Source organism: Bacillus sp. USDA818B3_A, from assembly GCF_009928415.1.
Lineage (GTDB): Bacteria > Bacillota > Bacilli > Bacillales > Cytobacillaceae > Neobacillus.
Window position 1 is genome coordinate 189,455 of sequence record NZ_JAABNN010000002.1, and the last position, 15,534, is coordinate 204,988.

At 39.4% G+C, this 15,534-nt stretch carries 17 protein-coding genes and 1 other annotated feature; all 17 genes read right to left on the bottom strand.

The genetic code is table 11. From position 1 onward, the window contains the following. Positions 1-120: 120 nt before the first annotated feature. On the bottom strand, positions 121-1,425 hold the full coding sequence (locus GXK58_RS04035; protein WP_160720104.1) for a uracil-xanthine permease family protein: 1,305 nt from the start codon (positions 1,423-1,425) through the stop codon (positions 121-123). 167 nt (positions 1,426-1,592) lie between these two features. Further along, entirely contained in the window at positions 1,593-2,135 is a 543-nt protein-coding gene (gene pyrR / locus GXK58_RS04040) for a bifunctional pyr operon transcriptional regulator/uracil phosphoribosyltransferase PyrR (protein ID WP_160720106.1), read from the bottom strand. A gap of 191 nt (positions 2,136-2,326) precedes the next feature. Next, positions 2,327-3,232, bottom strand: coding sequence for an RluA family pseudouridine synthase (locus tag GXK58_RS04045; RefSeq protein ID WP_160720108.1), 906 nt, complete (start codon positions 3,230-3,232; stop codon positions 2,327-2,329). Further along, entirely contained in the window at positions 3,204-3,695 is a 492-nt protein-coding gene (gene lspA / locus GXK58_RS04050; RefSeq protein ID WP_160720110.1) for a signal peptidase II, read from the bottom strand. The genes GXK58_RS04045 and lspA overlap by 29 nt, the downstream gene beginning before the upstream one ends. A gap of 99 nt (positions 3,696-3,794) precedes the next feature. After that, positions 3,795-4,091, bottom strand: coding sequence for a hypothetical protein (locus GXK58_RS04055; protein ID WP_160720112.1), 297 nt, complete (start codon positions 4,089-4,091; stop codon positions 3,795-3,797). Between the two features lie 174 nt (positions 4,092-4,265). After that, a complete protein-coding gene (ileS, locus tag GXK58_RS04060; protein WP_160720114.1) occupies positions 4,266-7,037 on the bottom strand; it encodes an isoleucine--tRNA ligase in 2,772 nt (923 codons plus the stop codon). A 74-nt stretch (positions 7,038-7,111) separates the two neighbouring features. Further along, positions 7,112-7,346, bottom strand: a binding site (T-box leader). Between the two features lie 50 nt (positions 7,347-7,396). Beyond that, positions 7,397-7,912: a DivIVA domain-containing protein gene (locus tag GXK58_RS04065; RefSeq protein ID WP_160720116.1), complete on the bottom strand. Its 516-nt coding sequence runs from the start codon at positions 7,910-7,912 to the stop codon at positions 7,397-7,399. 85 nt (positions 7,913-7,997) lie between these two features. Then, complete coding sequence (locus GXK58_RS04070; RefSeq protein ID WP_160720118.1) at positions 7,998-8,771, bottom strand: YlmH family RNA-binding protein; 774 nt, start codon at positions 8,769-8,771, stop codon at positions 7,998-8,000. Positions 8,772-8,801: 30 nt separating this feature from the next. Beyond that, positions 8,802-9,065: a YggT family protein gene (locus GXK58_RS04075; protein ID WP_160720120.1), complete on the bottom strand. Its 264-nt coding sequence runs from the start codon at positions 9,063-9,065 to the stop codon at positions 8,802-8,804. Positions 9,066-9,070: 5 nt separating this feature from the next. Further along, entirely contained in the window at positions 9,071-9,553 is a 483-nt protein-coding gene (locus GXK58_RS04080; protein ID WP_160720122.1) for a cell division protein SepF, read from the bottom strand. Between the two features lie 5 nt (positions 9,554-9,558). Next, positions 9,559-10,233: a YggS family pyridoxal phosphate-dependent enzyme gene (locus GXK58_RS04085; protein ID WP_160720124.1), complete on the bottom strand. Its 675-nt coding sequence runs from the start codon at positions 10,231-10,233 to the stop codon at positions 9,559-9,561. Positions 10,234-10,239: 6 nt separating this feature from the next. Continuing rightward, positions 10,240-11,058 (bottom strand): peptidoglycan editing factor PgeF, encoded by an 819-nt coding sequence (pgeF, locus tag GXK58_RS04090; protein WP_160720126.1) that lies wholly within the window; start codon positions 11,056-11,058, stop codon positions 10,240-10,242. Between the two features lie 68 nt (positions 11,059-11,126). After that, entirely contained in the window at positions 11,127-11,393 is a 267-nt protein-coding gene (locus tag GXK58_RS04095) for a YlmC/YmxH family sporulation protein (protein WP_160720128.1), read from the bottom strand. A gap of 92 nt (positions 11,394-11,485) precedes the next feature. Continuing rightward, complete coding sequence (gene sigG, locus GXK58_RS04100; protein WP_160720130.1) at positions 11,486-12,265, bottom strand: RNA polymerase sporulation sigma factor SigG; 780 nt, start codon at positions 12,263-12,265, stop codon at positions 11,486-11,488. Positions 12,266-12,462: 197 nt separating this feature from the next. Continuing rightward, positions 12,463-13,182: an RNA polymerase sporulation sigma factor SigE gene (sigE, locus tag GXK58_RS04105; protein ID WP_160720132.1), complete on the bottom strand. Its 720-nt coding sequence runs from the start codon at positions 13,180-13,182 to the stop codon at positions 12,463-12,465. Between the two features lie 44 nt (positions 13,183-13,226). Further along, complete coding sequence (spoIIGA, locus tag GXK58_RS04110) at positions 13,227-14,168, bottom strand: sigma-E processing peptidase SpoIIGA (protein ID WP_160720134.1); 942 nt, start codon at positions 14,166-14,168, stop codon at positions 13,227-13,229. Positions 14,169-14,381: 213 nt separating this feature from the next. Continuing rightward, complete coding sequence (ftsZ, locus tag GXK58_RS04115; protein ID WP_160720136.1) at positions 14,382-15,521, bottom strand: cell division protein FtsZ; 1,140 nt, start codon at positions 15,519-15,521, stop codon at positions 14,382-14,384. Positions 15,522-15,534 lie beyond the last annotated feature (13 nt).

Below are 15,534 nucleotides of genomic sequence, written 5' to 3' on the forward strand. Positions count from 1 at the left end.
GACTAATGGTCAGGGTGTTTTAGTAGCTGCAATTTAACAAAGATTCGGAAAGATCTCCATCTTTGCATTGCTTCACACCCTTATAAGCCTCTCTGGACTTCCTTTAAAAGGTTCGTTTATTTATGCAGTTTTCTCATTTTTACCCTCTGCTTCAAACATACTTTCTTCTGCTTCAGGTTTTCCTGGCAAGATCACATTTAGCAGGACACCAATAATTGCTGCTAACGCCATCCCTTGGATTTCGATATTGAAAGGAAGCTTTACAATGGCTCCTCCTATTCCAATTACCAAAATGACAGATGAGATGACAAGGTTCCGTTTATCGCCAAAGTCAATCTTACTATCAACCAGCATTCTTAATCCTGATGAAGCGATGATCCCGAATAGCAGGATGGACACGCCGCCCATAACTGGTGTCGGAATCGTTTGGATAAGGGCTGTTACCTTACCTATAAACCCGAAGATAATCGCGAAAATTGCTGCACCTGCGATAACGTACACACTGTACACTCGTGTGATCGCTAAGACCCCAATGTTTTCTCCGTACGTAGTTTTTGGCGGTCCGCCTATTAAAGCAGAAATCATTGTTGCTGTACCATCACCTAATATGGAACGATGTAAACCTGGATTTTTAATGTAGTCACGTCCTACAACTTTGCTAAGAACAAGCTGATGACCAATGTGTTCGGATAAAGTAACAATGGCAATTGGTACTACCAATGCGACTATCCCCCATGAAAACTTTACTTTGTATGAGACAAAAGGAATAATGAATTCTGGCATTTCAAACCAATGTGCCTGTATGACAGGCGTGAAATCGACAATCCCAACAATTAACGCATAGGTATATCCAATCACTATTCCGGCTAAAATCGGAATCACACTTAAAATCTTTTTAGCAAAAATCGAGAATATGATCGTGGCAGCCAAAGTTACTAGTGCTACCGAGAAATGAAGCATACTATATTTGCCTTCAGCATTATTCATTGCATTTCCAACCGCGTTCCCAGAAAGAGCTAGACCAATTACCATGATGACAGGACCCACCACAATCGGCGGCAATAAATTCATGATCCACCGGTGACCTGACCTGCTGATCACTATGGCAACAATCCCATAAACTAGACCCGCAATGAATGTTCCAACCATTGCTGCCCCGGGTCCGCCTGTTTCGTAAAGGATTTTGATTGGAGCTATATAAGCAAAGGATGAACCAAGGTATGCAGGCACTGTCCCTTTTGTAATTAAAAGAAAGGCTAGCGTACCTAATCCACTAGAAATTAAGGCAAGCGCTGGACTTAAACCGATAAGATATGGTACGAGTATCGTTGCTCCAAACATGGAGAATAAGTGTTGTATACTTAAGGTAAACCATTGACCTGGTTTTGGAACATCTCTTACATCTAAAATTGGTTTGTTTTTCATTGCTTTGTTTCTCCCCCATTTAATATGGTTTCTATTTATTGTCTTCTTTTTCGCCATAAAAAAACCCTCATGTTCACATGAGGGTACAAAGAGGGTATAGAAAGGCCATAATTAATGGCTTTCCCCTTTGTCAGCCTCACAGGACTGCCTTTTAAAAGGGCTGCTATTTATTTGTCAAAAATACTTACTTGGTCAACTTTATCGACTTCTGATAATTGAACAACAATTTTTTCATCACTGGATGTAGGTACATTTTTACCGACATAATCGGCTCTCACTGGCAGTTCACGATGGCCTCTGTCAACAAGCACTGCTAGTTGAATCGTTGCGGGCCGGCCGATATCCATCAGTGCATCCAGCCCGGCTCTGACTGTTCTGCCTGTATATAGTACATCATCAACAAGAATCACTTTTTTATCGCTAATTTCAACTGGTATATCTGAACCCTTCACAAGCGGTTCTTGGTTTTCTGTCTTCTTAGTCAAGTCATCCCGATAAAGGGTTATGTCAATCTCTCCGACAGGAATTGGATTTCCTTCAATTTCTTCAATTCTTAAGGCGAGGCGTTTTGCCAAATAGATTCCCCTTGTACGAATACCGACAAGCACACATTCCTCAATACCCTTATTTTTTTCAATAATTTGATGAGCAATCCTTGTTAGTGCCCGACTGATGGCTTGTTCATCAAGGACCAGAGCTTTTTGGTTCATGTTACACCTTCTTTTTATTATCTTAAAATAAAAAACCTCTCACCGATTTTGGCGAGAGGAAGACATGTAAATTCAGCTACAGACCTTGTCCGGTCTATAACAAATCCGTTTCCTTCTCAGCCTCACGGGACTGAATTAAAGGCTTATTAAGTTATTCTCATATTACCTCATATCTGGGCTATCGTCAATAATTATTTACGAAGTTGTTCAAGAAGATGATTAAAATCTTCAGGTAACGGCGCTTCAAACTCTATATATTCTTTCGTTCTTGGGTGTGTAAATCCAAGAATTCCCGCATGCAATGCCTGTCCGTTAATGTCTAACGTTTTCCTCGGACCATATTTGGGATCGCCGGCAAGAGGATAACCAATATATTTCATGTGGACACGGATCTGGTGGGTCCTGCCTGTTTCTAATTGACATTCTACAAAAGTAAAGTCTTTAAAACGCTCAAGCACTTGAAAATGGGTAACGGCATGTTTGCCGTTATCAACAACCGCCATACTTTGGCGATCTTTTGTATCTCGAGCGAGCGGCGCATCAATCGTACCATAATCATGCGGAATAACCCCATGAACGATTGCTTTATATTTACGTGTGACAGTCTTCTCGACCAATTGATTCACAAGGCTTTCATGCGCCATATCATTTTTCGCTACCATTAATAGTCCAGATGTATCCTTATCGATACGGTGGACGATTCCCGGTCTTAACACACCATTTATACCTGATAAATCCTTACAATGTGCCATTAATCCATTAACCAATGTACCAGTCATATGCCCTGGTGCAGGATGAACGACCATCCCTCGAGGTTTATTCACCACTAATACATCTTTATCTTCATAATAGATATCTAATTCCATTTCTTCTGGAATAACATCTAATTCTTCAGGTTCTGGGATTATTATTTCAATAACATCATTTAAGCTGCATTTATAATTCGTCTTCACAGATTGTCCGTTAACTAGGACGTTCCCATCCTTAATCCATTGCTGAACCTGTGTACGTGACCATTCTTCCTCCAACCCAGAAATGACCTTATCAATACGGTCTCCTTTTTGGTCTTCAAGAATGGTGTGTTCCATTTTCTCCATATGATTTCTCCTTTGATCCCCGCTCATCAAGCAGCATTTGAATCATTAACAAAATGACACCGATAACTAAAGCAGAATCGGCAATATTAAATACTGGGAAATTATAGCTGAAAATATACGTATGTATAAAGTCAACTACCTCTTTTCTAAGGACACGATCAATAAAGTTACCAATCGCACCGCCTAACATTAATGCCAGGGATACTCCTAACAGCATTTTCCCGCGTGCAGCTTTGTGCAGGTAATAAATAATCCCTACAATTACCACTATTGTAATAACATAAAAAAGCCACATTTGACCTTGGAGGATTCCCCATGCAGCTCCACGATTACGGTGAGAAGTAATATACAAAACATTATTAATGATTGGTATGCTCTCCCCTAATAGCATGTTGTTTACGATTAACCACTTTGTAAATTGGTCTAATAAAATTACAAAAATTGCGATTAAGTAATAAAACACTCTAAAATACCCCCAGATAAAGTCGACAAGAGTAAGCAGTTAGCTTTTCTAATCTCCTTTGCATTTTAGCATACTTAATCCCAAAACGACAATGAATCATTATAAAAAAGCAGTAGAGAGAGGCTTTTTGTAATAGTACTCTAATTCATCATGGTCCTTTATAGACCTCATGGTAGGAAGCATATTCAATAAATCTTCCGGGATCAGTTCTCCAGAGATTTCACACTGTCCGAAATTTCCATTTTCGAACTTTTGAATAGCTGTATTGATATCGGCTAGTTCTGCCTTGAGTATACCTGTTAACCAAGATTGTTTTGATTTCTTTTTAAGTGAATCTTCGATTTCCTCTTTTGTTTGACGGAGTTCTAAAAACAGCTTTTCCTGCATGGCATTCATAGTTGTTACCTCCGTGATTTGTCATTTGTAATATTATCTCCGCATAACCAATCCTGACACGGTAAAACAATTGACAACGACAACAACAATTAGAGAAAAAGGTAAAAATTAATAGTACTTTTATTATAAATAAGCGTATAAAAGCCCTCTGTTAAAAACAGAGGGCTAAAATTATTAGGCTAAATGGGAATAGTTTTCTTTTACTACTTCAGCACAACGAGGACATAAAGTGCTATGCTCTCCATCCTGTCCCACCTCAGGTGTTACAGTCCAGCAGCGTTCACATGTCTCCCCTTCAGCTTTGGTAACAACAATTGCCGCTGTCTCTAATTTAACGGCATCGTCAGGTGCTTGGTCGTAAGTTCCAGCAACTTCAAAACCAGAGACGATAAATAATTGCTGTAAGTTTTCACTGATGGAATCCAGCAATGTTTTTGACTTTTCACTTACATACAAAGTCACCTTAGCAGTTAAAGATTTACCAATTACTTTCTGGTTACGAGCTTCTTCAAGTGCTTTTAATACATCATCACGGAGCACCATGAAAGCAGACCATTTTTCTTCCAGCGCATCCGCTCCGGCTAATTCCTGATATTCAGGAAGGTCAGTTAATTGGACACTTTCTTCTTTCACAGCCGGGATAAACGGCCAGACTTCGTCAGCTGTATGTGAAAGAATTGGAGAAACCAATTTCGTTAGAGCTAGCAGTGATTCATATAAAACTGTTTGGATGGCACGACGCTCATGGTTATCTGCTGCCTCAATATAAAGTACGTCTTTTGCAAAATCAAGATAAAAGGCACTTAAATCGAGTGTACAGAAATTATTGACTGCATGATAAATGCCGGCAAACTCATAATTTTCATAGGCATTTCTTACATACTTAATTAAATTATTGAGTTTTACAAGCATAAATTGATCCACTTCACGTAAGTTTTCGTAAGCCACTTTGTTTGTTTCCGGATCAAAGTCTGCTAAGTTTCCTAATAAGAAACGGAAGGTATTACGGATTTTACGGTAAACCTCTGCTACTTGTTTAAGGATAGGATCAGACACACGAACATCTGCCTGGTAGTCAACAGAAGCAACCCATAGACGCAGGATATCCGCACCTAATTGATTCATCACCTTTGCCGGTACAACCGTATTACCAAGTGATTTACTCATTTTTCTTCCTTCGCCATCAAGGGCAAAGCCGTGACTTAAAACACCCTTATATGGTGCCTTGCCAGTTACAGCTACCGCCGTTGATAAGGATGAGTTAAACCAGCCGCGATATTGGTCTGAACCTTCAAGATAGAGATCTGCAGGCCGGACTAAATCCTCACGCTCAAGCAATACCGCCTGATGGGAAGATCCTGAATCAAACCAAACATCCATGATATCTGTTTCTTTAGTGAAAGTTCCATTCGGACTTCCTGGATGTGTGAATCCCTCAGGAAGTAAATCTTTTGCTTCCCGTTCGAACCAAACATTGGAACCATTCTCACGGAAGAGGTTAGAAATATGTTCAATTGTTTCATCCGTAATAATTTCCTCACCATTCTCCGCATAGAATACTGGAATAGGAACACCCCAGACACGCTGACGAGAAATACACCAATCACCGCGGTCACGAACCATATTAAATAATCTTGTTTCTCCCCAAGCGGGAACCCATTTGGTTTCTTTTACTGCCTCCAATAAGTCTTCCCGGAAATCTTTAATGGACGCGAACCATTGCGCTGTCGCACGGAAAATAACCGGCTTCTTGGTTCTCCAGTCATGCGGATAAGAGTGCGTGATAAACGATAGCTTTAATAATGCTCCCGCCTCTTCTAAGGCTTGGGCAATTGGCTTATTTGCTGTATCGTAAAATAATCCTTCAAACCCTTCGGCCTCACTTGTCATCACACCTTTATCATCTACGGGACATAACACTTCTAGGCCATATTTCTGTCCAACATAGAAGTCATCTTCCCCATGACCTGGAGCAGTATGAACACATCCAGTACCGGCATCCGTAGTAACGTGTTCCCCTAACATCACTAGAGAATCACGACCGTATAATGGATGGGCAGCAGTGATATATTCTAAACTTGAGCCTTTGACCTTTTGAACGACTTCTGTTTCTTCCCAGCCTGCCTCTTTTGAAACAGCCTCTAATAATGCCTCTGCTACGAGGTATTTCGCACCGTTCACGGAAACCACTACATAAGTTAAATCAGGATGAACAGAAATTCCAAGGTTAGCTGGAATCGTCCAAGGAGTAGTGGTCCAGATGACAATGCTTGTATCTGTATCTAGGACACCCTTACCGTCTTTGACTTTAAAGCTGACGTAAATAGACGCAGATTTTTTATCTTGGTATTCAATTTCAGCTTCAGCCAAAGCTGATTCACTTGACGGAGACCAATAAACAGGCTTTTTGCCTTTATAAATGTAGCCTTTTTTCGCCATCTCACCAAATACTTTAATTTGTTGTGCTTCATATTCAGGCTTAAGGGTGATGTATGGATTTTCCCAATCTCCCCTTACACCAAGACGCTTAAATTGAGTGCGTTGGTTATCAATTTGTTCAAGGGCATACTTTGTACAAAGCTCACGGAATTCTGCCACAGTCATTTCCTTCCGTTTTACCCCTTTATTAGTTAAAGCCTGTTCAATCGGCAAACCATGTGTATCCCAACCAGGGACATATGGTGCATGGAAACCGCTCATTGATTTGTAACGGACAATCATGTCTTTTAGGATTTTATTAAGCGCATGCCCCATATGGATATCTCCATTGGCGTATGGCGGTCCGTCATGCAAGACGAACATCGGACGTCCTTTTGTCCGTTCCTGTACCTTTTGATAGATATTCATTTCTTCCCATTTCGCCTGAAGGTCTGGCTCTCTTTGTGGAAGATTGCCACGCATCGGGAATTCCGTTTTTGGCATTAACAGCGTGTCTTTATATTCCATTTCCTCTTCCTCCTGTAATCCTTGTCATATAATCAGAATAGACAATAAACAAATAAAAAAACCCTCTCATCCCAAATAGGGACGAGAAGGTTTTCCCGCGGTACCACCCTGATAGATAATACACAAATGTATTATCCTCTTTATCATTCGTAACGTGAACAACACGCCTAAGCCTACTGCCCCTTTAAGGGAGTTCAGCCTGGAACTCGAGGGTGATCTTCCAATTTCCCAACTCTATCAGGCTTTCACCGATCCTGACTCGCTAAAAAAGTTTTAGAAAAATTGTACTGTCCCTTTCATCGTCAATTTCCATTCTATTTACTATGTTTGTAAATTATATGCTAATAAAATGTATTTCGTCAAGCTAATGAATCTTCTTCTTCATGAAGTTTTAGTTCTGTCGCATCTACTTCATACTCTAATAAATGGTCCCAATCATCGGTGTTTAACATATCAAGCTGTGCTTCAATTAACATTTTGAAACGGGTGCGGAAAACCTTTGATTGTTTTTTCAAATCTTCAATTTCAAGTGCAATTTTTCTCGCTTTGGAAAGAGATTCATTTACAATACGGTCGGCATTTTTCTCGGCCTCTTTAATAATAAGTTTCGCTTCTTTTTGAGCGTTGCGTTTTACTTCTTCGCCAGCTTCCTGGGCAATGATGATTGATTTATTAAGAGTTTCTTCAATATTGACAAAATGACCTAGACGATCATTCATTTCATTAATGCGCTCTTCTAATTCTCTTTTTTCTCTAAGGACTAATTCATAATCCTTAATCACTTGGTCAAGGAATTCATTTACTTCATCTTCATCATATCCACGAAAACCCTTATTAAATTCTTTGTTGTGAATATCTAACGGCGTTAACGGCATTGAAGCCACCTCCATGCAATCTCTTCTTCGATATGTATAAGCAAATATTCGACAAGTTTTCCAAAAATCCTGCTACAATTTGCAATTATTTTTGTTTTCCTATCGTAATTCTCAATTTTTCTTTTTTTGTTTTTCCATCGAACCCGATCATTTTTGCCCTGCCATGCCCTCTGACTGAGATTATATCACCCTCTTCACAGGAAAAGGATGGATTCTCAATTGTGGTCCAATTAACTTTAACAAGACCATGCTGGATGAGAGCAAGGGATTTTTGCCTTGATAAATGATAAATTCCAGATATCACTGTATCTAGACGTAAAGAAGATAATGTGAGCTCATTCTCATCCCAAACTGAAGCAGCGACAACCGCATCAGCGGTATTGATTTCGACCAATTTTACTCCAGCCCTGCCAATTGATTCGACATTGTTTTTTATATATTGACTTATTTCCGCAGCAGCGAAAAATTGAACACGCCCCTCCCCCACTAAAATGTCACCAAATTTCCCACGTTTCAGCCCCAAAGACATTAACGTCCCTAAAACCTGACGGTGTTCAATAGTGACAAACTTTCGGGGATATTGTATCTCGAATAAACTGATTTGAAAGTCATCTTCATTTGGAACTAAGTAATCAGGAAAAATAAGCGCCCTGTTTCTTTCTAATCCGGAATGACCGCCAAAAAATTGAAATCTAACCTCACCATGCTCACCGATTAACATCTTAAGGATGTGCTGCTCTCTGGGGTCGAGAAAATCTGTTAGTTTAGGGGCGTATTGCTGTTCAACAAAGCTTTTCCATTGTAAGACCTGATCAATATATTCACGTTCCTCAGGCCGGAAATGCTGATATATATTCATCTCAATAAACACAACCTAATATTAGTTTCATCAAGCAAGCCATCGCTCTATACTGCTTAATCCGCTGATAGCAAAATTTAAAACGAGGAAAGCGACAATCGGTGAAATATCCATCATACCGATTGATGGGATTATTTTTCTAAATGGCTCTAAATATGGTTCACAAATTCTGGCCAAAAATCGTCCAATAAAAGATTCTCTTGCATTAGGAAACCAAGACATTAGGATATAAATAATTAAAGCCCATGAATAAATATTAATAATTTGCTGTAATAGATCAAATACAAAAGCCATTCACATTACCACCTTGTAGTTGGGTTATGGTTCTCAGGCAGGAAATCTGTGATATTCCCGGTAACTTCCACATTATCAGGAGTACATAAAAAAATACTTGAGCCAATTTTTTGAATATCTCCACCAATGGCATAGACTACCCCGCTTAAAAAATCAACAATTTGTCGTCCTTGAGTCTGATCAATACTCTGCAGGTTTACTACAACAGCACGGCGATTTTTTAAATGATCAGCAATCCCTGTTGATTCTGAATAAGTGATTGGCTCCATTAGGATCACTTTCGAGGATTTAATTGTATTTGTATTTGATGTACCTGTACTTCCTGTGGCAGCTTGCTTTGGTATGCTTTGGAAACTGACAACATTTTGACTTTTGACAACTGGCTGCTTTTGCTTAATAGGAACTGTTTTTTCTTCCACTTCATCATTGTTATCATCATATTGATCATCTAAAAAGAAAAATGTTTTTAGTTTAGATTTAAGTGTCATTTTCTTCACTCCTCACCGACTAGTGCTGTACCTATTCTAATCATCGTTGCCCCTTCTTCTATAGCAATGGCAAAATCATTCGACATGCCCATCGATAGATGTGTACAAGGTGCAAAATCCAACTGCAGTGTTTGAACCTGGTCACGAAGTTCTCTTAATTTCCGAAAACTATTGCGAAGAATACTTTCATCATTTGTAAATGGAGCCATTGTCATAAGGCCATCGATCACAATATTCTCAAGTTTTGATAGCGACTCGATAAAAGGAACCGCTTCTTCTAATGAAAGACCATGTTTTGACTCTTCACCAGAGACATTGACTTGGACGAGACATTTTGTTTTCCTGTTAGCCCGCTTATTGATTTCTTCCGCCAATGATAGTCTATCGAGCGAATGAATATATTCCACTTTATCTATAATATTTTTTACTTTACGTGTTTGCAGAGTCCCAATATAATGCCATACAGGCTTGTCCCGTAATATTTCCCACTTTTCTAAAAGGCCCTCATCACGGTTTTCTCCTAGATTAATAATACCCGCATCGAGCGCTTCTTTGGCACGATTGATGCTGACATATTTGGTGACGGCAATCAAAGTCAATTCTTCACTGCTCCGATTAACTATTTGACAGGCTTCGTTGATCTTCTGCTTAATTCTATTAAGATTTTCTACTACTTTCATCGTAAATTACTTCTCCTTCCAGCCAATAAAACTCATCATTCTTCCTGTTCTGCCTTTGTCACGGCGGTGAGAGAAAAAATCTTCTTGATTACAGCTCGTGCAAAAATTTGTTTGCATAATATTTGACTCTAAAACGCCGGATGCAAGAAGAATTTGTTTATTCAATTCCTGTAAATTAAGGGTGTATTGCCCTTCATTAAGTAAATTATAGGTTAATGCTCCGCCTTCATCTAGAGTTTTTTCTACAAAGTTAATAACATATTTATCGACAATATAACATTTTTCGCAAATGGATGGTCCAATAGCGGCCAATATTTTCTCTGGTTTTATTCCTTCTTCACCCCAAGCAGTTATCATTTTCTTAGCAATTTGACCAACACTGCCTTTCCAGCCAGCGTGGGCGATGCCAATCATTCTGCGCTCAGCGGCAATAAAAAAAAGAGGGACACAGTCAGCAAAACATAGTGTTAACAGGATTCCCTCTTCATCCGTATAAAAACCATCCGTGCCTTTAAAGGCATGTTCATATGAATCGGATCCAGTACCACGATCTGCTCTCGTAATTTTCTTTATAACGGTTTCGTGTGTCTGTTCAGCCCCTACCCAGGTATTTAAAGGGAACTGCAGGCATTCGGCTACTTTTTCTCTATTTGAACATACATTGGTTATTTTATCAGCAACATGAAATCCAAGGTTTAATGTCTCAAAGTATCCCTCGCTCGTCCCTCCGTTTTTGGTTGTAAAGCCAACCGCCAAATCCGAAAACTGACTCGTCCAGCTATCAATAGATAAAATGGATTGATTTTTTTTTACAAAGGGTTCCATTCTATTACCTCATATGTTTTTCTATAGTTTACCATGAAAAGAAATTTTGGTCACCGCGTAAACGCAAATCAATTCTCTATTTCCTCCCCGGACAATTCGCTGTTGCCTTTATATCTGACCAAAATTACGTCTTGACCTATTTTTAAAATATTCTTCCAGGGTATGATAATTTCCTCATCTTTTCCGAAAAAACCTAATACCCGGCCATTTCCAGAAATGATAACCGCCTCAATCTTACCTGTTGTCAGGTTAATGTCAATATCCCCGATATTTCCAAGCCGTTTTCCATCCGCTACATTCACGACATCTTTTATTTGGAATTCCGAAATTTTCACCTTCCACCACTCCCATAAACATGCTATTACCACTATATGATGCAGCAGGCATTTTTATCTAAAAAAAATTAAAGCTGTCCGGCTGGACAGCTTTAGCTTTGTATATTTTTATTCATTTGTCTAATGGCTGCTTTCTCTAGGCGTGAAACCTGAGCCTGCGAAATTCCAATTTCATCGGCCACTTCCATTTGCGTTTTACCTTGAAAAAACCGCTTTCGTAAAATCAGCTTTTCGCGCTCGTTTAACCGGCGCATGCCCTCTTTAAGGGCAATTTCTTCAATCCAGTTAATATCCTTATTTTTTTCATCACTGAGCTGGTCCATTACATAAATTGGGTCACCGCCATCATTATAGATGGGCTCAAATAAGGAGACTGGATCTTGGATGGCATCGAGTGCAAACACGATTTCCTCATGCGGTACCTCTAAGACCTTGGCGATTTCCTCTGCTGTCGGTTCACGTGAGGTCTCGCTCATCAATCGTTCTCTAACCTGAAGGGCCTTATAGGCTATATCTCTTAAGGAGCGAGACACACGAATTGGATTATTATCACGCAAATACCTTCGAATTTCTCCTATAATCATCGGTACGGCATAAGTGGAAAACTTTACGTTTTGACCTAGATCGAAGTTATCAATTGATTTCATGAGTCCAATACAGCCAACCTGAAATAAGTCATCAACAAACTCGCCACGGTTGTTAAACCGCTGTATGACACTAAGGACTAGGCGTAAATTACCGTTGACAAGCTTTTCTCGAGCATAAATATCGCCCTCTTGCATTTGCTTGAAGAGTATTCTCATTTCTTCGTTCTTTAAAACCGGAAGTTTTGATGTATCTACACCGCAAATTTCAACTTTATTTCGAGTCAATCCTTTTCCCTCCTCACAGGAGCTGCTGTACAAAAAACAGTATCTCCCCGAGAAGGAAAAATATGCACCTGTTCACGGCAAGTGAACGGTGCATAAATGTCGAAAAATGCGATTACATCATGAATTGATTCGTTTTTTTGAGGTGGAAAAATTTTTCTCTTTGCCCTGAATATTTCACTTTTTTCTTTGATTTCGGATTAAACCATTTTGTTGAATTCCTTTCGCAGCCTTTTGATGATTCGTTTTTCCAATCTGGATATATAAGATTGGGATATGCCAAGCATATCTGCAACATCCTTTTGAGTTTTTTCCTCTCCATTTGTCAGTCCAAATCTTAGTTCCATAATTTGTTTTTCACGGTCTGTCAGGTGGTCCAATGCCTTTGTCAGCAGTTTTCGATCGACACTCGCCTCCAAGTCCTTGGTTATAATATCGTCATCCGTTCCCAAGACATCCGATAATAATAACTCATTACCATCCCAATCGATGTTTAGTGGTTCATCAAACGAAACTTCAGACCGAATTTTATTATTACGTCTTAAGTACATAAGGATTTCATTTTCAATACACCTTGATGCATATGTAGCGAGTTTTATTTTCTTTTCAGGATTAAATGTATTGACAGCTTTTATCAGCCCGATTGTACCAATACTAATTAAATCCTCAATATTGATGCCCGTATTCTCAAATTTCCTGGCAATATACACCACAAGACGCAGATTTCTTTCAATAAGTATGGACCTTGCCGCTTTATCACCACCGGGAAGCTTTTTCAATAACACCTCTTCTTCATCCTTACTTAAAGGAGGCGGCAGGGCTTCGCTTCCGCCAATATAATAAACTTCATCCGTTTTTAGTCCTAGTTTCATTAATAATTTATACCAGTAATAAGATAAGCGAATTCTCCATTTTTTCATGTATGTTCCTCCTTCTAAAATATGTTTTTCTGAGTATAGTAATATTAACTTACCTTCATAGACCCTCCTTGCCGCTTAGGTCCCGTCAGCATTTTGGGATGAACGATACATTGAAAGGCATCATCTGCCGATAACTCCTGCATCGTGAAGGATACCAACCCTTTTTCACATAAGTATTCAACGCCATTATGTTCAATTAAGATCAGATCCGGTTTAATGGCTATAACCAGCTGATGCTCTTGTCCAACAACCTTGCACGGAATAATTCTAAGCCTATGCTGCCATTCATTCGGAACATCTTCACTTCCCATGATAAATTGTTCTGGATCAGCTGATGCGATCCTGTTAATCGTCACAGGAACAGTTTCCATCGTTTTATTTATTGAGACGAACATAACGGGGAGTTTAGACAACGGATCATATAGTTGATTGCCGCTGTCGACCAATCCTTTAAAATGTAATGTTTCTTCTTCAATGTGCAATTGAACATTGACAGTTTGTTCAAATTGTATTTTGGTCATTTCCATACCTTCTACATTTTTTCTAGCAAAGTGCCAGGCTAACGGGAAACCAATAAGTACAAACAGCCAGCTAACCGGGTCGCCAAATCCCTTTACACTTTGAGAGAGAACCTTTATAGAAAGTTCTGAATCAGATTGGATGAAGTAATGGGCCCCCATTAATCCACCGCCAATTAAAAACGTGGAAACGTATAACGTCATTAAAGCCTTTAAAAAGAATGATAACCTCTTAAATCCAAAAGCTATCAAGATCATCAACATCGAACAAATAAGTTTCGAAATCGGATGGCTCGTATAGGCATTTAGTGGCGTAAATGATAATAATATGATCAATGAACCGATAAATCCACCTGCAAGTAATCTCCAGATCTGAACTTTCCTCTTTAGAAAAATAGCCGTTAAATAGAGGAGAAGGCTATCAAATAACAAATTAAGAGCCCAAATGATATCTAGATAAATTGCCAAGCGAGCATCCTCCTTAAATCTGCTAATGGCTGATTCAAGTATCTATTCTTCTGTTTACGGAAAAGTATAACTTACTTTACCAGCGGAAGTGTGTCACTTTCTGTAATCAAAAAATCAGAAATTTTCACAAATGCCAACGGAATTTGTCAGATTTAAAACTTTAAAAATATGAAAAAGGCGCAGTCTCAATGACTGCGCCTTTTTCATATTATTTTATCTTCTACGATTTCGATTGCGTAAGAAAGTAGGGATATCTAATGCATCCTCTTGTGAATTAGTTGTGCGGACTGGCTCCTGTTGAGGAGTTTCTTCACGTTTATGTTCTCTCTTTACTGGGGTCGGTGTCGGATTCGGTTTCACTTGTCCAAAAGATGGACGTGTTACTTTTGGCTGTGTAACCTCTTCACTAAACCCAGTTGCAATGACCGTAACAATAATCTCGTCTTTTAGATTTTCGTTAATAACAGAACCGAAGATCATATTTACTTCTTGGTCTGTTGCTGTTGCAACGATATCAGCAGCCTCCTGAACCTCATATAGGCTCAAGTTAGAACCGCCAGTAATATTCATTAACACACCTTGAGCACCGTCAATAGATGTCTCTAGCAATGGGGAATTAATAGCCTTCTTTGCTGCTTCAGTTGCCCGGTTTTCCCCTGCAGCTACCCCAATACCCATTAGTGCAGAACCTTTATTGGACATTATTGTTTTTACGTCTGCAAAGTCCAAGTTAATTAATCCTGGAGTCGCAATTAGATCGGAAATACCTTGAACCCCTTGACGTAATACATTATCTGCCTCACGGAAAGCCTCAAGCATCGGTGTGCTTTTATCAACAATTTCAAGAAGACGATCGTTTGGAATAACGATAAGAGTATCCACTGCTTCTTTCATTGATCCTATACCGCCTGATGCTTGGTTTGAACGTTTTCTGCCTTCAAAGGTAAATGGCCGTGTAACAACACCAACTGTTAGAGCACCTAAATCACGGGCAATTTGCGCGATTACTGGTGCAGCACCAGTACCGGTACCTCCGCCCATTCCTGCCGTAACGAAGACCATATCTGCTCCACGCAGTGCCTCTTCAATTTGTTCTTTACTTTCTTCAGCAGCCTTTTTACCTACTTCAGGATTTGCACCGGCGCCAAGTCCACGGGTCAGTTTGGCACCAATCTGCATTTTTACTTCAGCTTTTGATAGATTTAAAGCTTGTGCGTCTGTATTAACAGCGATAAATTCTACGCCTTGAACTCCATGTTCAATCATACGGTTTACAGCGTTATTGCCTCCGCCGCCAACTCCGATTACCTTTATTGTTGCAAGAGAATCTAAATTTGTATCAAATTCTAACATGACAAATCCTCCT

What these genes read in the sequence shown, in the direction of transcription:
- GXK58_RS04035 (WP_160720104.1), bottom strand. Translation starts at nt 1,425, where the DNA reads ATGAAAAACAAACCAATTTTAGATGTAAGAGATGTTCCAAAACCAGGT.
- pyrR (WP_160720106.1), bottom strand. Translation starts at nt 2,135, where the DNA reads ATGAACCAAAAAGCTCTGGTCCTTGATGAACAAGCCATCAGTCGGGCA.
- GXK58_RS04045 (WP_160720108.1), bottom strand. Translation starts at nt 3,232, where the DNA reads ATGGAGAAAATGGAACACACCATTCTTGAAGACCAAAAAGGAGACCGT.
- GXK58_RS04055 (WP_160720112.1), bottom strand. Translation starts at nt 4,091, where the DNA reads ATGAATGCCATGCAGGAAAAGCTGTTTTTAGAACTCCGTCAAACAAAA.
- ileS (WP_160720114.1), bottom strand. Translation starts at nt 7,037, where the DNA reads ATGGAATATAAAGACACGCTGTTAATGCCAAAAACGGAATTCCCGATG.
- GXK58_RS04065 (WP_160720116.1), bottom strand. Translation starts at nt 7,912, where the DNA reads ATGCCGTTAACGCCGTTAGATATTCACAACAAAGAATTTAATAAGGGT.
- GXK58_RS04070 (WP_160720118.1), bottom strand. Translation starts at nt 8,771, where the DNA reads ATGAATATATATCAGCATTTCCGGCCTGAGGAACGTGAATATATTGAT.
- GXK58_RS04075 (WP_160720120.1), bottom strand. Translation starts at nt 9,065, where the DNA reads ATGGCTTTTGTATTTGATCTATTACAGCAAATTATTAATATTTATTCA.
- GXK58_RS04080 (WP_160720122.1), bottom strand. Translation starts at nt 9,553, where the DNA reads ATGACACTTAAATCTAAACTAAAAACATTTTTCTTTTTAGATGATCAA.
- GXK58_RS04085 (WP_160720124.1), bottom strand. Translation starts at nt 10,233, where the DNA reads ATGAAAGTAGTAGAAAATCTTAATAGAATTAAGCAGAAGATCAACGAA.
- pgeF (WP_160720126.1), bottom strand. Translation starts at nt 11,058, where the DNA reads ATGGAACCCTTTGTAAAAAAAAATCAATCCATTTTATCTATTGATAGC.
- sigE (WP_160720132.1), bottom strand. Translation starts at nt 13,182, where the DNA reads ATGAAAAAATGGAGAATTCGCTTATCTTATTACTGGTATAAATTATTA.
- ftsZ (WP_160720136.1), bottom strand. Translation starts at nt 15,521, where the DNA reads ATGTTAGAATTTGATACAAATTTAGATTCTCTTGCAACAATAAAGGTA.